We start from the raw sequence: 21,393 nt of genomic DNA, 5'->3' as shown, positions 1-21,393 counted from the left end.
GTGACCACCGACCAGATCGTCGTCGGCCTCGCGATCTTCCTGCTCGCGGGCACCGTCAAGGGACTCGTGGGCCTGGGTCTGCCGGCCATCTCGATCGCGCTGATGTCGCTCTTCCTGCCGCTGTCGGAGGCGATCGCGCTGATCGCCCTGCCGACGATCTTCACCAACGTCTGGCAGGCTTCGGTGGGCGGTCATTTCTGGCATATCGTCCGCCGCCAGTGGCCGCTGATGCTGCCGCTGACGGTGGTGCTCTACCTGACGGTCTGGCTGATCGGCCAGAAGGGACCGGGCTGGGCCTTCGTGGTGCTGGGCACGGTGCTGATCGTCTACAGCACGCTCGGCCTGCTGCGCATCCGGCTCACGATCCACGCCGATCTCGAGAAGCCGCTGGCGCCCGTCATCGGCGTCGTCTCGGGCTTCGTGGCGGGCCTGGTCGGCGTGCCGATCATCCCGCTGATGCCGTACCTGCAGGGGCTCGACATCAAGCCGGTCGAACTCGTCCAGACCCTGGGCGTCGTGCTGTGCGCCACGTCGCTGACCCTGACCGCCTCGCTCCTGTTCTTCGGCGTGCTCGACGGGCAGCGTGCCATCGTCTCGGCCGCTGCCGTCGTCCCGGCGATCGGCGGCATGTGGCTCGGCCAGCAGATCCGCTCCCGGCTGTCGGTCGAGCAGTTCCGCCTGGCCGTCTTCTGGGCCCTGCTGCTGACCGGCCTCTATACTGTCGCCACCCGGCTCTTGTGATAGGCTGAAGGCCATGTTGCACGGCAAGCGTATCCTGCTGATCGTCGCGGGCGGCATCGCCGCCTTCAAGTCGGCAGAGCTGATCCGGCTCCTGCGCGGGCGGGGCGCCTCGGTGCGTTGCGTGCTGACCGAAGCCGGTGCGAAGTTCGTGACGCCGCTCACCCTGCAGGCGCTCTCGGAAGACCGCGTCTACGGCGATATGTTCTCGCTCACCGACGAGAGCGAGATGGGTCACATCCAGCTCTCGCGCGACGCCGACCTGCTGGTCGTGGCGCCGGCGACCGCCGATCTGCTCGCGCGCATGGCGGGTGGCCTGGCCAACGATCTGGCAGCCACCGTCCTGCTCGCCACCGACAAGCCGGTGCTGGCCGCGCCGGCGATGAACGTGCGCATGTGGACGCACGCCGCCACCGTGGCCAACGTCGAGACCCTGAAGAAGCGCGGCGTCACCTTCGTCGGTCCCAACGACGGCGCCATGGCGTGCAACGAGCATGGTCCCGGCCGCATGTCCGAGCCGCGCGAGATCGTCGCCGCGATCGAGGCGATGCTGGTGCGCGACCGGCCGCTCGCCGGCAGACGCGCGCTGGTCACGTCGGGCCCGACCCGCGAGGCGCTCGATCCGGTGCGATTCATCTCCAATCATTCCTCGGGCAAGCAGGGCCATGCCATCGCGGCGGCCCTGGCCGAGCTCGGGGCTGACGTGACCCTGGTGAGCGGCCCGGTCGTGGTGCCGGATCCGCCGGGCGTGAAGGTCGTGCCCATCGAATCGGCCGACCAGATGCTCGCGGCCTGTCTCGATGCGGGCATGCTCGACATCGCCGTCTGCGCCGCTGCCGTCGCCGACTGGAAGGCCGCCAAACCCGCCACCGGCAAGATCAAGAAACAGGCAGGAGCGCCGCCGCCTGCGCTCGAACTCGCGCCCAATCCCGACATTCTGGCGACGCTGTCGCGCCCGGGCCCCGGCCGGCCGGCCCTGGTCGTCGGCTTCGCCGCCGAGACCGAGAACGTGGTGACCAATGCCGTCGAAAAGCGCATCCGCAAGGGCTGCGACTGGATCGTGGCCAATGACGTATCGCCAGCCACCGGCACCTTCGGCGGCGAACGCAACACCGTGCATCTGATCACGGAAGCCGGCACCGAGGACTGGCCGCCGCTGGGCAAAGGCGATGTCGCCATGCGCCTGGCCGGCCGGATCGCGCTGCATCTCGCGCAGGCAGGCAAGGCCCGGGCGGCCGAGTGATTGCCGGGCCCGATTGCGAGCGGACCTGCGGACTTTTTAGATGATGGGGAGCCGATGAAGGCCGTCGAGAGCGTCGAAATCGAGATCGTGCGGCTGCCGCACGGCCATGACCTGCAGCTTCCGGACTATGCGACGGCTGCGGCCGCCGGGGCCGACCTGCTGGCTGCCATCGGGGAGCCTATCGAACTGGGGCCGCTTGAGCGCCGGATCGTGCCGACCGGTGTGTCCATCGCGCTCCCGGTGGGGTTCGAGGCCCAGGTCCGGCCGCGCTCCGGTCTGGCCGCGAAGCACGGCGTCACGGTCGCCAATGCGCCTGGCACCATCGATGCCGACTATCGCGGCGAGGTCGGCGTCATCCTGATCAACCTCGGCAAGGAGCCATTCCGCATCGAGCGCGGCATGCGAATTGCACAGATTATCATTGCGCGTCATGCCCGTGCCGCTTGGCGAGAGGTCTCGGCCCTCGACGAAACGGCACGTGGCGCCGGCGGCTTCGGTTCGACGGGAGTAACGGCCGGCTCGATCAAGAGGGCCTGAAGAGGGACGAGAGAACGGGATGCCTCGCCTCAGCAAGAAGACGATGTTCGCGATCGAGGCGGTTCTCGACGTGGCCTTCCATGTCGGCGATCACCCGGTGCGCAGCGGTGACATCACCGAGCGCCAGCGAATCCCCAAACGCTATCTCGAGCAGGTCCTGCAGCATCTGGTGCGCGCCGGCATCCTGTCGGGCAAGCGCGGGCCGCGGGGTGGCTACCGGCTGGGGCGGGACAAGGCCAGCATCACCCTGGGCGAGGTCGTGCGGGTGGTGCGCAACCTCGAGGTCGAGACCGAGCCCAGCGATCCCTCAATCGGCTCGCCGCTCGCCCACGAGGTCGTATGGCCGCTGTGGGAGAAGCTGCGCGAGGAAATGATGGCGCAACTCGACAACGTGACCATCGAGGATCTCTGCGAGCAGGCGCGCTCCAAGGGGCTCAACGGCCCGGCCGTGCACCCCCACGCAGGCCACGCGGCGATCTGATATACAGCTCCCCGGTTTTATCCGGAGGAGCAAGACATGGCCAAGAACACCGCTGTCGCGAAGGCGAAGAAAGCCAAGCCCGCGCCGCGCAACAAGAAGCTCTACGACGAGGGCATGAAGATGCGGAAGGCCGTGCTCGGTGCGGCCTATGTCGACAACTCGCTGGCCGGCGCGGCCGACGACGAATTCATGATGGCCTTCCAGGACATCACCACCGAGTACTGCTGGGGCTATGCCTGGACGCGGCCTGGCCTCTCCAAGAAGAACCGCTCGATGCTGAACCTCGCCATGCTGGCGGCGCTCAATCGCGGCCCCGAGCTCAAGCTGCACATCAACGGCGCGCTGAACAACGGCCTGACCAAGGACGAGATCAAGGAGATCTTCCTCCAGGTCGCGATCTATTGCGGCATTCCCGCCAGCCTCGACGCCTTCAAGACCGCCCGCGATGTGTTCAAGGACCGCGGCATCTGAACCGACGACGGCCAAAGGTCCCTCGGCCTGCGGCCTCGGGATGACAATGGGGGTGTGAGGACCGGGGTGCGCAAGGCTCGTCGGACCGTACGCCCAATTGTCATCCCGAGCGTAGCGAGGGACCTTTCTCTCAGGGTGGTGCGATGACACGGCTGCGCAGCGCGCAGGCGGGTGAGGCGGCCAGCCTCACCGCGCTCTGCCTCAGGTCGAAGGCACATTGGGGCTACGACGCCGAGTTCATGCGGCTCTGCGTCCCCTCGCTCACGGTCGAGGAACGCAGCATCGCCGAGGGCCGCGTGCTGGTGGCAACCGACGAAGCCGGTCTAACGGTCGGCACCGTGAGTGTCGGTCGCGACGGCGACGATGCCGAACTGGCGCTGATGTTCGTCGAGCCGGCCGCCATGGGCGGCGGGACGGGACGCCTGCTGTTCGAGGCCGCGGTCGGGCTGGCGCGGCAGCTGGGCTATCGCCGCATGACCATTCTCGCCGACGTGAACGCCGCCCGCTTCTACGAGCGCATGGGCGCCCGCTATCTGCGAAACGAGCCGTCGGATGCGATTCCCGGTCGCGTCCTGCCGTTCTATGAATACGACCTCACGTCAGGAGCCTCGTCATGACCACGCTCGCACCTCCCGCCACCATCGCCTTCATCGGGCTCGGCATGATGGGCCGTCCGATGGCGACCCGCCTCGTCGAAGCGGGCTTCACGCTGCGCGTGTTCGACGTCTCGCAGAAGGCGGTCTCCGATTTCGTCGGCGCCCATCCGTCGGCATTGGCCACGGCCTCGGCGAAGGCCGCCGCCCAGGGCGCCGCGGCGCTGATCACGATGCTGCCCGACGGCAAGATCGTACGGCAGGCCATCCTCGAAGGGCAGGACCCCGCGATCGAGGGGCTCGAGGCCGGCGCGGTGGTCATGGACATGAGTTCGTCCAACCCGGTCGATACCCAGAAGCTCGCCAGGGACCTCGCGGCCCGCGGCGTGGCGCTGCTCGATGCGCCGGTGTCCGGCGGCGTGAAGCGCGCGATCGACGGTTCGCTGAGCATCATGGTGGGCGGCGCGGCGGCCGACCTCGAGCGGGTGCGACCGGTCTTCGGCGCCATGGGCAAGACGATCACCCTGTGCGGGCCCGCCGGTGCGGGACATGCGCTGAAGGCGCTCAACAACTATCTGTCGGCGGCCGGCCTCGTCGCGATGTGCGAGGCGCTGGTCGTGGGCGAGGCTTTCGGGCTCGATCCCGGCACCATGGTCGACGTGTTCAACAGCTCGACCGGCAAGAGCAACGCCACCGAAGTGAAGGGCCGCCAGTTCGTGGTGTCACGGAGTTTCTCGGCCGGCTTCACCACGGCGCTTATGGCCAAGGACCTGCGCACCGCGGGCGACGTCGCCAACCACCTCAAGCTCAACATGCCGCACTTGCAGCAGGCCGTGGCCTATTGGACCGCCGCCGATGGCAAGCTGGGCAAGGGCGCCGACCATACCGAGATCTTCCGCTACGCCGAGATGCTGGCCGAAGGAGAGTAAGGCGGAGAAGGCAATGGCCCGGACCTTCACGCTCGACGGTACGTATATCCATTTGGCGCCTGACGAGGGCGCGCGCGCGATGGAGGGCGGGGACCTTTTCTGGGCGGGTATCGCGGAGCGTCGCGACCTCGACGAGGGCCGGCTGATGGGGGCGAGCGACCAGGCCAGGGACTGGGACCATTGGGAGCGCCACCCGGCCGGCGAAGAGATCCTGACTCTGCTGTCCGGCGAGATGGAGCTGGTCCTGGATGAGCCCCAGGGCGAGCAGCGGGTACTGCTCAAGGCCGGGGAGACCTTCATCGTCCCGCGTGGCGTCTGGCACCGCGGACTGGTGAAGGAGCCCGGCCGGCTGATGTTCCTGACGCCCGGTGCCGGCACAGAGCATCGACCCGTGGATATGCAAGGGGCGCATCGCCGCGACTGAGCAGCCTTTACAGAGCTGGCGGCCGCCCCTATAGAAAAGTCGCACAGGGCCCTTGGCGCCGCCTCCCCGGCGGAAACTCGAAGGGGCCCGTCCCGTACGACATGGCGCTTCTCAGAATTCGACCGTCCCGGTCGCTGCAAGCGCGTGCATCATTTCCCAGAAGACTGAAGACCCATGAATCTCCAAGACCTCAAGAAGAAGAAGCCTCCCGAACTCCTGGCCTTTGCCGAAGAGCAGGGCGTGGAGGGCGCGGCGATGATGCGCCGCCAGGAGCTGATGTTCGCCATCCTCCAGAAGCTGGCCGCCGCCGACCAGGCGATCTTCGGTGTCGGCACCATCGAGGTGATCCCCGACGGCTTCGGCTACCTGCGCTCGATGGAAGCCAACTACCTGCCCGGCGCCGACGACATCTATGTCAGCCCCCAGCAGGTCCGTAAGTTCGGCCTGCGCACCGGCGACACGGTCGAGGGCGAGATCCGCGCGCCCAAGGATGGCGAGCGCTACTTCGCCATGGTGCAGATCAACAAGATCAACTTCGACGATCCCGACGCGCTGCGCCATCGCATCAACTTCGACTCGCTGACGCCGCTCTATCCCGACGAGAAGCTGAAGCTCGAACTCGACGGCGGTGCCGCCGCCATGGCGCCGGTCATCACCGAGGAAGCGGTGGGCGGTTCGAAGGCGACTTCGTCGGGCCGCGTCGGCACGCGCCGCACCGGCACGCTGACCAAGAAGGCCGGCACGACGGCGCAGCAGCAGCTCGACATCTCGACCCGCGTGATCGACCTGATCGCGCCGATCGGCAAGGGCCAGCGCGCCCTGATCGTGTCGCCGCCGCGCACCGGCAAGACGGTGCTGCTGCAGAACATCGCGCACGCCATCACCGCCAACAATCCCGAGGTCTTCCTCATGGTGCTGCTCGTCGACGAGCGGCCCGAGGAAGTGACGGACATGCAACGCACCGTGAAGGGCGAGGTCGTGAGCTCGACCTTCGACGAACCGGCCAGCCGTCACGTCGCCGTCGCCGAGATGGTGATCGAGAAGGCCAAGCGCCTGGTCGAGCACAAGAAGGACGTGGTGATCCTGCTGGATTCCATCACGAGGTTGGGTCGTGCCTACAACACCGTGGTGCCGAGCTCCGGCAAGGTGCTGACCGGCGGTGTCGACGCCAACGCGCTGCAGCGCCCGAAGCGCTTCTTCGGTGCGGCCCGCAACATCGAGGAAGGCGGCTCGCTGACCATCATCGCGACCGCGCTGATCGATACCGGCAGCCGCATGGACGAGGTCATCTTCGAGGAGTTCAAGGGTACCGGTAACTCGGAAATCATCCTGGACCGCAAGGTTTCCGACAAGCGCACCTTCCCGGCGATCGACATCACCAAGTCGGGCACCCGCAAGGAAGAGCTGCTGGTCGACCGCGCGACGCTCTCGAAGATGTGGGTGCTGCGCCGCATCCTCATGCCGATGGGCGCGGTGGATGCGATCGAGTTCCTGCTCGACAAGCTCCGCACCTCGAAGACCAACCAGGATTTCTTCGGGTCGATGAACCAATAAGGCGCGCTACGCGCGCCTTATGGTGGGCGGCAGCGCTTGTAACCAAGCGCGAGAGCCCACACGGCTCAGAACGGACAAGAACTCAAAGAGCGCCGAGCAATCGGCGCTCTTTTTCTTTTACGGCAGATCCCGCGCCTCCCGGCTCGACGCAAACCACAGCCAGAGCGCCGCCTGCATCGCCAGTACGGCGAGGGTCACGACCTGATGCGCCCCGGCGCGCGGCAGGCCGTGCGCCGCTTCCATCCAGGCCAGCGCCGGCCCGATCGCCGCCTGGACCACGAACGCGATCAGCATGCAGATGAGGTTGAGCGTCGTGTTGACCCGGCCGGCCAGCTCAGGCGCGAAGGCGCGCGTGACCAGCGCGTAGCAGACGACCGACATGCCGCCGAACATCACATAGGCGAACCACAGGAGCTTCGGCGCGGCCGTGACGTTGAGCGCGATCGGGATGTGGATCGCCAGGAACAGCATCCCGTAGACCAGCAGCACCCGGCCGCCGCGAATGCCGCGCCTGTGCAGCAGGTCGACGAACGTGCCGCTGAAGAAATAACCGGGCACGATGGCGATCGAGAGCGCAAACAGGGCCACGCCGACCGACGGCTCGTCGAGATGGGCCACGTCGCGCAGCCAGCCGGCGGCCCAGAAGCTCGTGTAGCAGACCCAGACGCCGAGCGAGAATGTCGGCGCGAGTCCCGCCTTCCAGAAGAGCGGTGTGCGCAGCACGCCCATCAGACCGCTCAGTTCGTCGGCCAGGCGGCCCTTTCCGCCGCGCTCGTATCGGGGAGCGGCAAAGAGCTGGTAGATCGCCACGGCGACGGTGATGGCGGCGAGTCCCAGGAAGACCTGGCGCCAGTCGAAGTCGACCAGCAGCCACTGCACCGGGCGTGTCGCCATCGCGGCGCCCAGCCCGCCGAACGTCATCATGATCGCGTTGACCAGCGGCAGGCGGCCGATCGGCCAGTACAGGACGTTGGCCTTGAAGCCGCACATCAGCGCGACCGACAGGCCGAGCCCGATCAGGGCGCGGCCGATGCTCAGCTTGACGACGTCCTGGCCGAGCGCGAAGACGACGGCACCCAGCGCGGTCGCCAGCAACATGAGAGGCGCCACGCGGCGCGGGCCGAAACGATCGAGGGCAACGCCGGCCGGAAGCTGGGCCACCACGAAGGCGGCAAGATACATCGAGGTGACGACGCCGATGGCGGCATCGTCCAGGCCGAGCTCGGCGCGCAGCGCCGGCGCCACCACGGCGTTGAGCGAGCGGAAGAGAAAGCTCAGGAAATAGCCGAGGGCAAACGGCAGGAACGCCGTCAGGACGAGCTTCAAGAGCGGTCGCCTGTCCTCGCGAACACCGCGCTTGCGTGGACGATCCGCTCCTCGCCGACCTTCAGGTAGCAGTTGGCGAAGGCCAGCCGTCCGCCGACCTTGTGGACGTCGACATGGGCCTCGACCCAGTCGCCGATCTTGGCCGAACCGGCAAAGTCGGTCTTCACGCTGGCGGTGACGATCAGCGGCGAGGGCGTCTGGCTCCGCGTCGTGCGAGAGCCCAGCGAGATGTCGCACAGGGTCATCAGCAGACCGCCATGGGCGACGCCGCGCGCATTGGCATGCTTGGGCTGGATGCGCAGTCCGACCACGAAGGTGCCGTCGGCATTCTCGCGATAGAAGAACGGCCCGTTGTGGTCGAGGAACGGGCTGGTGCGGAACAGCGGCTTGTATCCATCCGGCGGGTTGCTGTCGTCCATGGATCAGGCTCCGAGATCGGCGGCGACCGCATGACGCTGCGCCGCCGAGACGTCGACCTTGGGGCCGAACCAGGCCTCGAAGCCCGGGCGACCCTGGTGCAGCAACATGCCCAGTCCATCGACGCAACGGTTGCCGCGGGAACGGGCGGCGGCCAGCAAGTAGGTTTCCAGGGGCACATAGACGATGTCGTAGACCACCGCCTCATGCGGCAGCTTCGCGAGATCGATATCGAGCCCCGGCTGATCCTTCATGCCGAGGGATGTCGTGTTGACCAGCAGGCTCGCGCCGTCCAGCAGCTCGGACCGTTCGTCCCACGAGCCGACCACAATGCGCTGCCCGCCCGGCGGGGTGAGCGCAACGCCGAGATCGATCGCGGTCTCGCGCGTCCGGTTGACCAGCCTCAGCTCGGGGACGCCGACATCCATCAGGCTCGAAACGATCGCGCGGGCGGCGCCGCCGGCGCCCAGCACGACGACCGGGCCGGTGTCGGGCATCCAGTGCGGTGCATTGTACTTCAGGGCTTCGAGGAAACCGAAGCCGTCGGTGTTGCGGCCTTCCAGCGTGCCGTCGGCCTGCTTCACGATGGTGTTGACCGCGCCGATGCGCCGGGCAACGGGATCGATGCGATCGAGCAGCGGCAGGATCTCGACCTTGTGCGGCAAAGTGAGGTTGCAGCCGCGCGCGTTGGGCGTCTTCTTGAGGAAGGCGACAAGCTCCTCCAGGGCGGCGCGCTCAGGCTTCACCGGCAGCCGGCCGTAATGGCCGTCGATATGATGCCGCTTCAGCCAGAAGCCCTGCAGCGCCGGCGAGCGCGAATGCTCGACCGGCCAGCCGACGATGGCGGCGAAGGGCCGGCCTGCGGCCTCGGCGAGCAGGTCGTCGTAAGCGCTCATGGGCCTGTCTCCAGTCCGATGCCATGTCCGGCGAGAAACGACAGCAGCGGCAACAGCGGCAGGCCGAGGATGGTGAAATAGTCGCCTTCGACCTTGGTGAAGAGATGCGCACCCACCCCTTCGAGCTGGTAGGCACCGACCGAGCTCGTCACCGCGTCACCGGCGCGCGCCAGATAGGCGTCGAGGAACGCATCGGGCAGCGGCCGCATGGTGAGCCGGGCGCGATCGTTGCAATGCCACAGCCGCACGCCGCCTCTCGCCACCACGACCGAGGAATGCAGCTCGTGGGTCTGGCCGGCCAGTGACTGAAGCTGCGAGCGCGCCGCTTCGATCGTCGGCGGCTTGTCGAACAGGCGGCCGTTGCAGGCCAGCGTCGAATCTGCGCCGATCACCAGCGCCTGCGGATGGCGCCGGGAGACCCGCTGTGCCTTGAGTTCGGCCAGCGTCTCGGCAATGTCGTGCGGCGTCGCCTTCTCGGCCGAAAGACTGAGCTTCACCTCGTCCTCGTCGACGCCCGATGTCTCGACCGAAAAGTCGAGGCCGGCATTGTGCAGCATCTGGCGACGCGAGACGCTGGCGGAAGCGAGGATGAGCATGGGCGTTACGCAGGCTCCAGGCGATAGAGTCCCCCACTGTCGGTGTGGGTGACGAGGTAGAGGAGGCCGTCCGGCCCCTGACGAACGTCGCGGATATAGGGAAGCAGGTCGACGAGCAACCGCTCTTCCCCGACATAGCGGTCGCCGTCGAGCTCGATGCGAAACAGGGCGTTGTCGGACAGGGCGCCTGTGAAGACCGAGCCCTTCCAGCCGGGAAAGCGGTCGCCGGTGTAGAAGGTCAGCCCGCTCGGCGAGATGGACGGCACCCAGACCCGCACCGGGTCTTCCATACCCGGCAGGCTCTTACTCGGGCTGATCGTCGATCCGCCATAGTCGATGCCATGGGTCGCCCGCGGCCAGCCATAGTTGGCGCCGGCCTTCAGCAGGTTGAGCTCGTCGCCGCCGCGCGGCCCGTGTTCGACCAGCCAGATGCGGCCGGTGTCGGGATGCATCGCCATGCCCTGCGGATTGCGATGGCCCCAGGTGAAGATCTCCGGTCGCGCGCCCTCGCGGCCGACGAAGGGATTGTCGGGCGGGACCGTGCCGTCGTCGCGCAGCCGGACGACCTTGCCGCCGAGATCGGCGAGGTTCTGCGCGCGCTGCATCTGGTAGCGCTCGCCGCAGGTGACGTAGAGCAGGCCCGCCCGGTCGAAGACGGCGCGCGAGCCGAAGTGCAGACCACCGGACGTGCGCGGCAAGGCCTCGAAGATCCGCTGCACGCCGACCAGGGCGTTGTTGCGGAACTCGGCCCGCGCCAGGACCGTCGCGGCGCCGCCGTCGCCTTCGCCCGAATAGGTGAGATAGAGTCGGGCGTTTCTCGCGAAATCGGGATGCAGGCACACGTCGAGCAGGCCGCCCTGGCCGCGCGCATAGACTTTCGGAAGGCCACCGACCGGCGCCCGTTCCAGCCGGCCGTTGGCGAAGATCCGCAGCCGGCCCGGCCGCTCGGTGATCAGCAGGCGGCCGTCGGGCAGGAAGGCCATGCCCCAGGGCTGTTCGAGATCGAGCGAGAGCATCCTCAGGCTGTAGGACGCCTTGCTGCTGCGCAGGGTCTGCTGGGCGCGCCCAACCGCGGGGGCGGCCACGGCCGCCGCGGCGGTTGCGGTCAGAAGGCGGCGACGTCCGAGAAGGACCTTTCCGAGCATAAACTCTCCTGTCGAAGGCCGCGCCGGGCTGGCGCATGAAAGGCCGGTCACTATACTCGACGCGCGCAAGCAGGCGACGTTCCTTGGTCGCCGCTGCAAGGGGAGAAATTGAGATGTCGAAGTCCATCCTGATTCATGAGAACGGCGGCCCGGAGAAGATGCAGCTCGAGGACGTCGAGGTCGGCAAGCCCGGTCCCGGCCAGGTCAAGCTGCGTCACACGGCCATCGGCCTGAATTTCATCGACGTCTACACGCGGTCCGGCCTCTATCCGACGCCGCTGCCCAACGCGGTCGGTCGCGAGGGCGCCGGCGTGATCGTCGAGGTCGGCCCCCGGGTCAAGGACTTCAAGAAGGGCGATCGGGTCGCCTATTGCGGCGTGCTGGGCGCCTACTGCGAGGAACGCCTGATGGGCGTCGACCAGCTCGTGAAGGTGCCGAAAGGCGTGAGCGACGAGCAGGCGGCCGCGATCATGCTCAAGGGCATGACCACCGAGTATCTCGTCGACCGAACCGCCAAGGCCTGGCTGAAGAAGGGCGACACGATCCTGTTCCATGCGGCCGCCGGCGGCGTCGGACTGCTGTTCGGCCAGTGGGCCAAGGCGCGCGGCTACAAGGTGATCGGCACGACCTCGTCGCCCGAGAAGGCCGCGCTGGCCAAGAAGAACGGCTACAAGTGGGTGATCGACTATACCAAGCAGGACATCGTGGCCGAGGTGAAGAAGATCACCAAGAACAAGGGCGTCCCCGTGGTGTTCGACGGCGTCGGCAAGGATACCTGGGCGGCCTCGCTCGACTGCCTGCAGCCGCGCGGCCTGATGGTCTCCTTCGGCAATGCCTCGGGTGCCGTCGCGCCGGTGCCGATCGGCGTCCTCAACGCCAAGGGCTCGCTCTACGTCACGCGCCCCAGCCTCGCCGCCTACACCGCCACGCGCGCCGACCTCGAGGCCAGCGCCCGTTCGCTGTTCAAGATGGTGAAGAGCGGCAAGGTGAAGATCTCGATCGACCAGCACTATCCGCTGGCCGAGGCCGCGCAGGCCCATATCGATCTGGAGGGGCGCAAGACCACGGGCCAGACCGTTCTGGTTCCCTAAGAAGTCTCTCCGATCAGGAAAGAGTCGCATCGGCCTTTCAAAAATGGCCTCACCCTGAGGAGCGCTCCGCAAGGAGCGCGTCTCGTCGCGCGGAGTAACCTCCGCGCTGGGGTGGGCGCGAGCACCATGTCTGTTGCCCATCCTTCGAGACGGCCCTTCGGGCCTCCTCAGGATGAGGTGAGGGGGAAACGTGAAACGGAAAGACCCTGAATGGTCATCGTCGGGCTGACCGGCTCGATCGGCATGGGCAAGTCGACCGCGGCGACGATGCTGCGGGAGATGGGCGTGCCCGTGTACGACGCCGATGCCGCCGTGCACACGCTTCAGGCGCCGGGCGGCGCGGCGCTGCCCGGCATTGAGGTCGCGTTTCCCGGCGTCGTGAAGGCGGGGGTGCTCGACCGTCAGGCGCTGGGTGCCCGCGTCTTCGGCAACAAGGACGCGCTGCGGCGGCTCGAGGCGATCGTGCATCCGCTCGTCCACCGCATGCAGCGCGCGTTCCTGCGGCGGGCCGCCCTCGCGGGCGAGACGCTGGTCGTGCTCGATATCCCTTTGCTGTTCGAGGGGATGGGCGAGCGCCGCGTCGATGCCACTCTTGTCGTCAGCGCTCCAGCCTTCCTGCAGCGCCGGCGTGTCATGGCCCGCCCGGGCATGACGGCGGAGAAATTCGAAGGAATCCTGAGGCAGCAGGTGCCGGACGCGCTGAAGCGGCGCAAGGCCAGCATCGTCATCCCGACCGGCATGGGCCTCGCGCCGACGCGAGCCGCCCTGCGTGAGGCCGTGGCCGAGTTGCGCGGGCTGCGCGGAGAGTTCTGGCCACCCAATCCGTGGCGGGAGAAATTCACAGCCCGGCTCGCGCGCGCGCGTCGCAAGTAGGCCCGCATCGGGCTACAAGAGCGGGATGCGTGAAGTCGTCCTCGATACCGAGACCACGGGCCTCGATCCCCTTGCCGGCCATCGCGTCGTCGAGATCGGCTGCATCGAGCTCGTGAACCTGGTGGCGACCGGCCGTTCGCTGCAGCTCTACCTCAATCCCGAGATGCCGATGCCGGCCGGGGCGCAGGAAGTGCACGGCCTCAGCGACGAGTTCCTCGCCGACAAGCCCTTGTTCGCCGACAAGGCCGACGAACTGCTGGCGTTCCTGGGGGACGCCCAGCTCGTCATCCACAATGCGCAATTCGACCTGGGCTTTCTCAACGCCGAGTTCGCGCGCGTCGGCAAGCCGAAGCTGGCGAACGACTATGTCGACACCGTCTCGCTGGCGCGCCGCAAGTTCCCGGGTCAGCGGGCCAGCCTCGACGCCCTGTGCGATCGCTTCGGCGTCGACAATACCAAGCGCGCCAAACATGGCGCCTTGCTCGATTCGGAGCTGCTGGCGGAAGTCTATCTGGAGCTGAGCGGCGGCCGGCAGCGCGATCTGGGTCTCGCGCCCGAGATGGCGGCGGCGGGCCTCACCGGCCTGGTCGACCAGAGCCGGCCCATCCGGCCGCCCCGGCCGCATGCGGCAAGCCCGGCCGAGCTCGCCGCACATATCGAGTTTCTGAAGAAGATCAGCGATCCGCTTTGGCTGAAGGTCGACGCTTAGGCGTGGCCGACCGGACCGGCGGGCATGCCGGGCGCCTGGCCGCCGTTGGCTTCGAGCTGCTGGCGGTAGAGCGCCACGAAATCGACCGGTGCGATGTTGAGCGGCGGGAAGCCCGCCTCCCGCGTGGCATTGGCCACGATGGCACGCGCGAACGGGAAGAGCAGACGCGGCGTCTCGATGAAGAGCATCGGGCCGAAAGCCTCCTGGGGAATATCGCCCAGCGTGACGGTGCCGCCATAGACCAGCTCGAGCATGAACAACGGCTCTTTTTCCGGCGTATGCGCGGAGGCCTCGATCGTGAGCGACACTTCGAAGGTCTTGGCGTCGAACTGACGATTGGCGACCTGCACGTTCAGCGTGAGCTGCGGCTGAGTCTGCTCGATCAGGCTCTGCGGCGCGCGCGGGTTCTCGAAGCTGAAATCCTTGATGTACTGGCCGTGCATCGTAAGGGGGGCGGCGGGACCGGCCTGGGCGGTCTGGCCGGCGGGCGGGGCGGACGGCGGAGGGGTAGTCGTCATGGCGCTCTTTCCAGTCGTCTTGGACAAAAGTTTGCTGCGGCGCGGCGGTACCATGCAGGGCTGCACTGCACAAGCTGGGGGGCACCCGCGGTCGCCGGCCGATTGCCAACGCACGGGACAGCAGTGAAAATACCTTCCCCGATATTTGCACGCCTCGGCCTCCCATGATTCGCAGTTCTTCACGCCCCCTGATCGGTGTTTCCGCCTGCCTCAAGGAGAACGGCCGGGGCGGCTGGCATCACACGGTCGGCGAGAAATACGTCCAGGCGGCGCTCCGCGCCGTCGGCGGCCTGCCCGTCCTGATCCCCGCCATCGGCCCGGAATTCGACGACGAGCCCGGCTTCATCCAAGCCATGGACCGGCTGCTCGACAGTCTCGACGGCGTGCTGTTGACCGGCAGCCCCTCGAATGTCGAGCCGCATCACTATGGCAAGGAGAGCCGCGAGGGCACGCTGCACGACTCCGCCCGCGATTCGACGACACTGCCGCTGATCCGGCACACGATCGACCGCGGCGTACCGCTGTTTGCGATCTGCCGGGGGCTGCAGGAGGTCAACGTCGCGCTGGGCGGCTCGCTACATCAGCACGTGCACGAGGTCGAGGGACGGCGCGATCATCGCTCGCCCAAGTCTCCCGATATGGACGTGAACTATGCGCCGGCGCACGACATCGACATCGCCGAAGGCGGGATGCTGCAGAACCTGCTGGGGACCCGCCGCGTGAAGGTGAATTCGCTGCACGGCCAGGGCGTCGACGTGCTGGCGCCACGCGCGCGCATCGAGGCGACCTGCTGCGAGGACGGGCAGGTCGAGGCGCTGAGCGTGCCCGATGCACCGGGCTTCGTGCTCGCGCTGCAATGGCACCCCGAATACAAGGCGCTCGAGAACCCGGTCTCGATGAAGCTCTTCGATGCCTTCTCCGCCGCCTGCCGGGAACGCCTGGCGGCGCGGTCGACCCCGCTGCTGCGCGCCGCCGAGTAGGCACTCAGTGTCCTTGCCGACCACGGGCAACAACGCGCGGCGCGACTTCTACGAGCGCATCGGCGGGCTTTCGATGGCGCCGCTCTGGGAATCGCTGCACCAGCTCGTGCCGCCCCGGCCCGCGCCGAAATACCAGGCCGCGCATTGGGACTACGACAAGGTGCGGCCGTTCCTGATGGAGTCGGGCGCCCTCATCACCGCCAAGGAAGCGGTGCGGCGGGTGCTGATCCTCGAGAATCCGGCGATGGCGGGCAGCGCCTGCATCACGCCGACCCTCTATGCCGGCCTGCAGCTCATCCTGCCGGGCGAGGTGGCGCCCAGCCATCGCCACACCCAGTCGGCCCTGCGCTTCATCGTCGAAGGCGAAGGCGCCTATACGGCGGTCGACGGTGAGCGCACGATCATGCACGAGGGCGACTTCGTCATCACCCCGACCTGGACCTGGCACGATCACGGCAACGATTCGTCCAGGCCGATGGTATGGCTGGATGGGCTCGATATCCCGCTCGTGGCGATGTTCAACGCAGGCTTCGCCGAGACCGGCGAGAGCGACGAGCAGGTGGTGACGACGCCGCAGGGCACGTCCGACGCGAAGTATGCGAGCGGCCTCCTGCCCGTGGACTGGAAGCCGGCGAAGCAGACCTCGCCGATCTTCAACTATCCCTATGCGCGCACCCGCGAAGCGCTCGAAGGGCTGGCCAGGGCCGGCGCAGCCGATCCCTGCCACGGCTACAAGCTGCGCTACGTCAATCCGGCGAACGGCGGCGCACCGATCGCCACCATGGGCACCTTCATGCAGCTCCTGCCGAAGGGCTTTGCGACGGCGCCCTATCGCAGCACCGACGGCACGGTGTTCTCGGTGGTTGAGGGTGAGGGCGAAAGCCGGATCGGCGACACGGTGATGCGCTGGAAGAAGCGCGATCATTTCGTCGTGCCCAGTTGGGCCAAGGTCGAGCATCGCGCCGACAGCGACGCCGTCCTGTTCTCCTTCTCCGATCGTCCGATCCAGGAGAAGCTCGACCTGTGGCGCGAGGATCGCGGCGGGGAGTGAGGTTAACTGTCGTCCTGAGCGAAGCGAAGGACCTGACGGATCGACCGAAGCACTCCGTAGCGGATGCGAGATCCTTCGCTTCGCTCAGGATGACAAAGTACTGCTAAGCCAGCCCGCTTCCTTGACGCGGTCTCGGTAGGTCTTGCTGACCGGCACGGGCAGGCCGTTGCGCAGGATCAGGACGAGCCGGCCGGCGCTTCGATCCACCGAGGCGACCGCGCCCTCTGCCACCCACCAGGAGCGATGAACCTGCCGGCCGCGTTCAGGCCCCAGCTCCGCCAGCGCGTCGCGCAGGCGCATCAGCACCAGGTCGCTGCCCAATGCAGTATGGATGCGGAGGTAGTGGTCCTCCATTTCCAGTGCCAGCAAGTCGCGACCCAAAGCGGGCGGGATGCGGCGCAGGAAGTCGGGCTGGGCAGGTGGCGCTGCGCCCGGTTCCGCGGCGGCCGGCGCGGGTAGGGCGGCCACGCGCTCGCGCTCGGCGTCGGCCTTGGCGCGCAGGCGCTGCTCGACGAACAGGCCGATCATTATCGAGACGATCACCGTCAGGAAGGCATTCTCCGGATAGAGCGTCGGCGCCAGCGACAGCGGAATGGGCCGCACGAGCCAGGAATGGACGGCGATGACTTCGAAGGTGCTGGGTACCGCCGCGAGCAGGCCGACCAGAGTCATGCGGCCGGCCACCGGCCATCGGTCGATCGGCTCGATGGTGCCGAACCAGGCGGCAAGCAGGACGACCTGGATCCAGCTCAGGCCGCCGATGATTCCGAAATGCGCCAGCCGCTGCACCAGGTCCATGCGCTGGTAGGTGCCAAACGGTCCGAGAACGGCCAGGACGACGGCAACGCCGAGCACCGGCAGCAGCTGGTACGGGAGCGACCGAACGTAAGGCGATTCGCGCATCGTGAACGGATGAATGACGGCAGATCGCGAAAAACGCCAGCACTTCCACGCAGCGACGATGGATCGGGGTCCACTCTGCACGGAAGGTGAGGGCACCGCCGTTTCTGCCGGAGCCTCTCATGTCGTCCCCGTTACAGGTCGTCTTCCAGATCGTCACGAACACCCCGCTCTGGGTGTGGCCGTTGATGGTGCTCGTCGTCTGGCTGGGGGTGCTCGGCCTGCGCTCCCGGATCCTGCCGCTATGGCGGCTGGCGATCCTGCCGGTCGTCGGGCTGATCCTGTCCTTCGTCGGCATGGGCCAGGCCGTCCAGCCAGCGCTTGCCCTGGTCGCCTGGCTGGCGGCGTTGGCGGTCGCGCTGCCGCTCGGCACCCTGCTGGGTCGGCGCCGTACCGTGCGCCGCCTCGACGATGGCCGCCTGGAGATTGCCGGCGGCTGGTTCATGCTGGTCTTCGGCCTCTCGATCTTCGCCGTGCGCTACGCGCTGGGGGTCGTCTTCGGGATGGCGCCGGCTCTCAAGGCCGACCCGTCGTGGATCGCCCTGGCCGGCGGTGTCGGTGGCTTCGTGGCCGGCCTCGGCATCGGCTGGCTGGCCGGGGTCGGCAGCCGGTCCGGCCGCTGGGTCCGGCGGCTCCGTTGGGCGCCTGCGATGTTCCTGCTGACCGTGGCCGCGGGCCTCGGCGGTATCATTGCCTTCAGCAGTCCCGGTGAATTGCCGCGTCTGCTCGCGGGCGATTCCCTGCCGGGCCTGTCGACCTGGAACATGGCCGAGCTTCCTCCCGTGCAGCGCGTGATGGCGCGCGACGGTGCCCCGCTTGCCTATCGTGTCTATCCGGCGCGGGCGGACCGCGCCGTCGTGCTGATCCATGGCTCGTCGGGCACCAACATCTCGATGCACAAGTCGGCTCAGGCGCTGCAGGCCGCGGGCGCAACGGTCTATTCGATCAGCCTGCGCGGTCATGGCGGCAGCGGCACGGCCAATGGCGACACGTCGTATCGCGACCAGCTCGACGATGATCTCATGGATTTCGTAAAGGCGGTGGGCCTCACCGATCTCAAGATCCACAAGACGCTGATCGGCTTCTCGTCCGGCGGCGGCTTCGTGCTGCGCGCGGCGAGCGGCGCCAACCGGCAGGCCTTCGATGCCTATCTCGCGATCTCGCCCTTCATTGCACAGGACTCACCCACCACGCGGCCGGCTTCCGGCGGCTGGGCGAGCGTGGCGGTGCCGCGCGTGGTCGCGCTCACGATCCTCGATGGCTTCGGCCTGCCGTGGTTCCAGGGACTGCCGGTCGTGCGCTTTGCCACCGCGTCGGGGCCGAGCGAGAATCGCACGCCGGTCTATTCCTTCCGGCTCGCCGCGGGCCTTCAGCTCAGTCGCGGTTGGCGGAGCGAGATTGCGCGCATCGACCGGCCCACCATCGTCGCCGTCGGGGCGGACGACGAATTGTTTCGCGCCGAGCTGTACGCGCCGCTGCTCAAGGAACTCAATCCGCGTATTTCGGTGGAGGTGGTGCCGGGCCTCGGCCATCTCGACATGATCGCGCAGCAAAGGGCCTGCGCCTCTGTCGCCTCTCTCTGGCGGCAGCTCTCAGGCGAGAGCGGGACCTGAGGCCATCAGGCGACGCGCTTCTTCTGTGCCGCCACGGAACCGGCGCACTGGTCGGGCGGCAGCGGCCGAAGCTGGGTGTCGTAGGCGTCGGCGAATTCGGCACGGAACGGCTGCCCGTCGCGCTGGTACATCGAGATGAAGAGGGTGCAGGCGTCCGACTTGTAGCGCAGCACGCGGGCCGTTCCGTCCTTGCGATCGAGCTGCGGGGCGCCGAACAGGGCGACCAGTTGGGCCTCGTCGAGACCCTTGATGCGGTCGGCGGGGATCGGCGAGCCGGCGTTGCGCGAGCTGAAGACGCCTTTCTCTCCGGCGCCCAGCGAATATTCCTGGGTGCCGCCCGTCTGGCAGCCACCCAGCAGAAGGATGGCCGCGAGTGCCCCAAATGCAGATCTCATGGACTTACTCTAACGCGGCCCGGTCGGCCGGTTAAGGGGCGGCTTCAGCGACTGGGCGATGTGCACCATCATCGCCATGCCGAGCACCGGGACGATCAGGTTCAGGATCGGGATGGTGCCCAGGAAGACGATGAGGATGCCGGTGAGCCAGAGGGTTCCGACATTGGCTTTGCGCCAGACCTTGACCTCCGCCGGATCGCGCCGGCGCAGCGCGACCTGCTCGTAATATTCGCGCCCCGCCAGCCAGCCGTTGACGCCGTAGAACAGCACGGCGCCCAGCCCGGCAACGAACAGCGCCACCACATAGAAGGGCAGCATCACCAGGTTGATTGCCAGCAGGGTGAACAGGAACACGATGCCCGACCACAGCCCGGTCCACAGCGGGATGCCGCGCGCCGGCCCCAGCTGCGGATAGTGCCGTGCTTCGACGATGTCGGCGATCCGCTCCATGAAGACCGAGATGACGATGCCGAAGCTCGCCGGAAACAGCATCAGCGCCAGGACAGCGACCGCGCCGCCGCCCAGCCAGCGGATCGTCTCGTTCACCCACGACCACTCAAAGGTCGCAAACGACTGCAGCGCCCACCAGGCCAGGACGCCCAGCGCGATCTGCAGCACCAGCGACAGTGCCAGCGACTGCCAGACGATGACGCGCAGCTTGGGATCGCCCAGCTGCTGCACCGCAAGTTCGAAGGCACGGATCATGGGCTGCCCATCAAGCTGGTGACGTCAGGCCTGCGGGCCGACGACGCCGGCGGCCTTGAGCTCCTCGATCTCCTTGGCGGAGAAACCACGCTCGCCCAGGATCTCGTCGGTGTGCTGGCCGCGCCTGGCCGCGGGACCCTTCACGCCTTCCTTGGTGCGCGAGAAGCGCGGCGCGGCGGCGGGCTGCGGGAAGCCGGCTACGTCGACATAGGCGTTGCGCGCCTTGGCGTGCGGATGATGCGCCGCTTCCTTCATGGTCAGCACCGGGGCGAAGCAGATGTCCGTGCCTTCCATGATTGCGCACCATTCGTCGCGCGTCTTGGTCTTGAAGATGGTGTCCAGCCGCTCCTTGAGCTGGCCCCAGGCCTTGCGATCCATCTGCGCCGGCAGCGGCTCGTCCTTCAGGCCGGTCTTCTCGAGCAGTAGCGCATAGAACTGCGGCTCGATCGAGCCGATGGAGACGTGCTTGCGGTCCTTGGTTTCGTAGGTCCCGTAGAAGTGCGCGCCGCCGTCCAGCAGGTTGCCCTCGCGCTCTTCGGCGTTCCACAGGCCGGCGCCGGTCATGCCATAGAGTGCGCCCAGCAGCAGCGCCGTTCCGTCGACCATGGCGGCATCGACCACCTGGCCCTTGCCGGAGCGCTGGGCCTCGAGCAGGCCGCATACCATGCCAAAGGCCAGCAGCATGCCGCCGCCGCCGAAATCGCCCACGAGATTGAGCGGCGGCACCGGCTTGTCCTTGCCGCCGATGGCATGCAGCGCGCCGGTCAGGGCGATGTAGTTGATGTCGTGGCCGGCCGCCTTGGCGAGCGGGCCCTCCTGGCCCCAGCCGGTCATGCGGCCGTAGACCAGCTTGGGATTGCGCGCGAGGCAGACATCGGGGCCGAGCCCCAGCCGCTCGGCGACGCCGGGGCGGAACGGCTCGGTCATGCCGTCGGCCTTCTCGATCAGGCGCAGAACGACCTCGACGCCCGCCTTGCTCTGCAGATCGACGGAAACCGACCGGCGGCTCCTGTTGTGCACCGCGAACTTCGGGTCGGCCAACCGGTCCATGACGTGCGCCTTGGTGCGGTCGACCCGGATCACGTCGGCCCCCATGTCGCCCAGCATCATCGAGCACATCGGGCCCGGACCGATCCCGGCCAGCTCGACGATCGTCAGTCCAGTGAGCGGACCCGCCATTGTTTCCTCCTGCAGAATGAGCGTTCTTC

At 67.6% G+C, this 21,393-nt stretch carries 25 protein-coding genes; 15 read left to right on the top strand and 10 right to left on the bottom strand.

The features are described from left to right. From ACO07K_RS24065 to rho, 9 genes are all read left to right on the top strand, one after another. Nucleotides 1-741, top strand: a complete 741-nt coding sequence (locus ACO07K_RS24065; protein ID WP_422032373.1) for a sulfite exporter TauE/SafE family protein — start codon at nucleotides 1-3, stop codon at nucleotides 739-741. A 13-nt stretch (nucleotides 742-754) separates the two neighbouring features. Further along, the gene (coaBC, locus tag ACO07K_RS24060; RefSeq protein WP_422032371.1) at nucleotides 755-1,981 is read left to right on the top strand and encodes a bifunctional phosphopantothenoylcysteine decarboxylase/phosphopantothenate--cysteine ligase CoaBC; all 1,227 of its coding nucleotides are present in this window, start codon (nucleotides 755-757) and stop codon (nucleotides 1,979-1,981) included. Between the two features lie 54 nt (nucleotides 1,982-2,035). Continuing rightward, on the top strand, nucleotides 2,036-2,518 hold the full coding sequence (dut, locus tag ACO07K_RS24055) for a dUTP diphosphatase (protein ID WP_422032369.1): 483 nt from the start codon (nucleotides 2,036-2,038) through the stop codon (nucleotides 2,516-2,518). A 19-nt stretch (nucleotides 2,519-2,537) separates the two neighbouring features. After that, a complete protein-coding gene (locus ACO07K_RS24050) occupies nucleotides 2,538-2,999 on the top strand; it encodes an RrF2 family transcriptional regulator (RefSeq protein WP_422032367.1) in 462 nt (153 codons plus the stop codon). Nucleotides 3,000-3,035: 36 nt separating this feature from the next. After that, nucleotides 3,036-3,470, top strand: a complete 435-nt coding sequence (locus tag ACO07K_RS24045; protein WP_422032365.1) for a carboxymuconolactone decarboxylase family protein — start codon at nucleotides 3,036-3,038, stop codon at nucleotides 3,468-3,470. Between the two features lie 143 nt (nucleotides 3,471-3,613). Continuing rightward, nucleotides 3,614-4,087, top strand: coding sequence for a GNAT family N-acetyltransferase (locus tag ACO07K_RS24040; RefSeq protein WP_422032363.1), 474 nt, complete (start codon nucleotides 3,614-3,616; stop codon nucleotides 4,085-4,087). After that, nucleotides 4,084-4,992 carry an NAD(P)-dependent oxidoreductase gene (locus ACO07K_RS24035; RefSeq protein WP_422032361.1) on the top strand — a complete coding sequence of 303 codons (909 nt, stop codon included), beginning with the start codon at nucleotides 4,084-4,086 and terminating at the stop codon, nucleotides 4,990-4,992. The genes ACO07K_RS24040 and ACO07K_RS24035 overlap by 4 nt, the downstream gene beginning before the upstream one ends. A 13-nt stretch (nucleotides 4,993-5,005) precedes the next feature. Further along, nucleotides 5,006-5,416, top strand: a complete 411-nt coding sequence (locus tag ACO07K_RS24030) for a cupin domain-containing protein (RefSeq protein WP_422032359.1) — start codon at nucleotides 5,006-5,008, stop codon at nucleotides 5,414-5,416. Between the two features lie 174 nt (nucleotides 5,417-5,590). Continuing rightward, the gene (gene rho / locus ACO07K_RS24025) at nucleotides 5,591-6,970 is read left to right on the top strand and encodes a transcription termination factor Rho (protein WP_298307686.1); all 1,380 of its coding nucleotides are present in this window, start codon (nucleotides 5,591-5,593) and stop codon (nucleotides 6,968-6,970) included. Nucleotides 6,971-7,087: 117 nt separating this feature from the next. Here the strand turns inward: rho and ACO07K_RS24020 are convergent, their stop codons facing one another. From ACO07K_RS24020 to ACO07K_RS24000, 5 genes are read right to left on the bottom strand one after another with little or no spacing between them, the layout of a single operon-like run. Then, on the bottom strand, nucleotides 7,088-8,296 hold the full coding sequence (locus ACO07K_RS24020; RefSeq protein WP_422032357.1) for an MFS transporter: 1,209 nt from the start codon (nucleotides 8,294-8,296) through the stop codon (nucleotides 7,088-7,090). After that, on the bottom strand, nucleotides 8,293-8,715 hold the full coding sequence (locus ACO07K_RS24015) for a PaaI family thioesterase (RefSeq protein WP_422032355.1): 423 nt from the start codon (nucleotides 8,713-8,715) through the stop codon (nucleotides 8,293-8,295). Before ACO07K_RS24015 ends, ACO07K_RS24020 begins: the two co-directional genes overlap by 4 nt. A gap of 3 nt (nucleotides 8,716-8,718) precedes the next feature. Further along, on the bottom strand, nucleotides 8,719-9,609 hold the full coding sequence (locus ACO07K_RS24010) for a shikimate dehydrogenase (protein WP_422032353.1): 891 nt from the start codon (nucleotides 9,607-9,609) through the stop codon (nucleotides 8,719-8,721). Beyond that, nucleotides 9,606-10,205, bottom strand: coding sequence for a Maf family protein (locus ACO07K_RS24005; protein ID WP_422032351.1), 600 nt, complete (start codon nucleotides 10,203-10,205; stop codon nucleotides 9,606-9,608). The genes ACO07K_RS24010 and ACO07K_RS24005 overlap by 4 nt, the downstream gene beginning before the upstream one ends. A gap of 5 nt (nucleotides 10,206-10,210) precedes the next feature. Beyond that, nucleotides 10,211-11,350 carry a PQQ-dependent sugar dehydrogenase gene (locus tag ACO07K_RS24000; RefSeq protein ID WP_422032349.1) on the bottom strand — a complete coding sequence of 380 codons (1,140 nt, stop codon included), beginning with the start codon at nucleotides 11,348-11,350 and terminating at the stop codon, nucleotides 10,211-10,213. Nucleotides 11,351-11,463: 113 nt separating this feature from the next. Between ACO07K_RS24000 and ACO07K_RS23995 the strand changes: the two genes are divergently transcribed. The 3 genes from ACO07K_RS23995 (at nucleotide 11,464) to dnaQ (ending at nucleotide 14,023) form a co-directional block, all read left to right on the top strand. After that, nucleotides 11,464-12,441 carry a quinone oxidoreductase family protein gene (locus ACO07K_RS23995; protein ID WP_422032347.1) on the top strand — a complete coding sequence of 326 codons (978 nt, stop codon included), beginning with the start codon at nucleotides 11,464-11,466 and terminating at the stop codon, nucleotides 12,439-12,441. Between the two features lie 210 nt (nucleotides 12,442-12,651). Beyond that, a complete protein-coding gene (coaE, locus tag ACO07K_RS23990; protein ID WP_422032345.1) occupies nucleotides 12,652-13,314 on the top strand; it encodes a dephospho-CoA kinase in 663 nt (220 codons plus the stop codon). Between the two features lie 25 nt (nucleotides 13,315-13,339). Further along, on the top strand, nucleotides 13,340-14,023 hold the full coding sequence (dnaQ, locus tag ACO07K_RS23985; protein WP_422032343.1) for a DNA polymerase III subunit epsilon: 684 nt from the start codon (nucleotides 13,340-13,342) through the stop codon (nucleotides 14,021-14,023). Here the strand turns inward: dnaQ and secB are convergent. Continuing rightward, entirely contained in the window at nucleotides 14,020-14,541 is a 522-nt protein-coding gene (secB, locus tag ACO07K_RS23980) for a protein-export chaperone SecB (RefSeq protein WP_422008945.1), read from the bottom strand. The genes dnaQ and secB overlap by 4 nt on opposite strands. 164 nt (nucleotides 14,542-14,705) lie before the next feature. Here secB and ACO07K_RS23975 point away from each other — a divergent pair, with 164 nt between their 5' ends. Both ACO07K_RS23975 and gtdA read left to right on the top strand, forming a co-directional pair. Continuing rightward, a complete protein-coding gene (locus ACO07K_RS23975) occupies nucleotides 14,706-15,521 on the top strand; it encodes a gamma-glutamyl-gamma-aminobutyrate hydrolase family protein (protein ID WP_422032341.1) in 816 nt (271 codons plus the stop codon). Between the two features lie 13 nt (nucleotides 15,522-15,534). After that, nucleotides 15,535-16,572 carry a gentisate 1,2-dioxygenase gene (gene gtdA, locus ACO07K_RS23970; protein ID WP_422036697.1) on the top strand — a complete coding sequence of 346 codons (1,038 nt, stop codon included), beginning with the start codon at nucleotides 15,535-15,537 and terminating at the stop codon, nucleotides 16,570-16,572. An 84-nt stretch (nucleotides 16,573-16,656) separates the two neighbouring features. Here gtdA and ACO07K_RS23965 read toward each other — a convergent pair whose 3' ends face one another. Next, on the bottom strand, nucleotides 16,657-17,475 hold the full coding sequence (locus ACO07K_RS23965) for a LytTR family DNA-binding domain-containing protein (protein WP_422032339.1): 819 nt from the start codon (nucleotides 17,473-17,475) through the stop codon (nucleotides 16,657-16,659). Between the two features lie 119 nt (nucleotides 17,476-17,594). Between ACO07K_RS23965 and ACO07K_RS23960 the strand changes: the two genes are divergently transcribed. Next, nucleotides 17,595-19,085 carry an alpha/beta fold hydrolase gene (locus tag ACO07K_RS23960; RefSeq protein ID WP_422032337.1) on the top strand — a complete coding sequence of 497 codons (1,491 nt, stop codon included), beginning with the start codon at nucleotides 17,595-17,597 and terminating at the stop codon, nucleotides 19,083-19,085. A 5-nt stretch (nucleotides 19,086-19,090) separates the two neighbouring features. Here ACO07K_RS23960 and ACO07K_RS23955 read toward each other — a convergent pair whose 3' ends face one another. From ACO07K_RS23955 to ACO07K_RS23945, 3 genes are read right to left on the bottom strand one after another with little or no spacing between them, the layout of a single operon-like run. Next, the gene (locus ACO07K_RS23955) at nucleotides 19,091-19,480 is read right to left on the bottom strand and encodes a hypothetical protein (protein WP_422032335.1); all 390 of its coding nucleotides are present in this window, start codon (nucleotides 19,478-19,480) and stop codon (nucleotides 19,091-19,093) included. A 9-nt stretch (nucleotides 19,481-19,489) separates the two neighbouring features. Continuing rightward, nucleotides 19,490-20,185, bottom strand: coding sequence for an EI24 domain-containing protein (locus ACO07K_RS23950; RefSeq protein ID WP_422032333.1), 696 nt, complete (start codon nucleotides 20,183-20,185; stop codon nucleotides 19,490-19,492). 24 nt (nucleotides 20,186-20,209) lie between these two features. Next, entirely contained in the window at nucleotides 20,210-21,364 is a 1,155-nt protein-coding gene (locus ACO07K_RS23945) for a CaiB/BaiF CoA transferase family protein (RefSeq protein ID WP_422032331.1), read from the bottom strand. Between the last annotated feature and the right edge of the window lie 29 nt (nucleotides 21,365-21,393).

Origin of the sequence: Reyranella sp. (assembly GCF_965228225.1) — a bacterium.
Taxonomy (GTDB): domain Bacteria; phylum Pseudomonadota; class Alphaproteobacteria; order Reyranellales; family Reyranellaceae; genus Reyranella.
The sequence above is the reverse complement of the archived record's forward strand: the minus strand, read 5'-3'. Positions and strand labels throughout refer to the sequence as shown.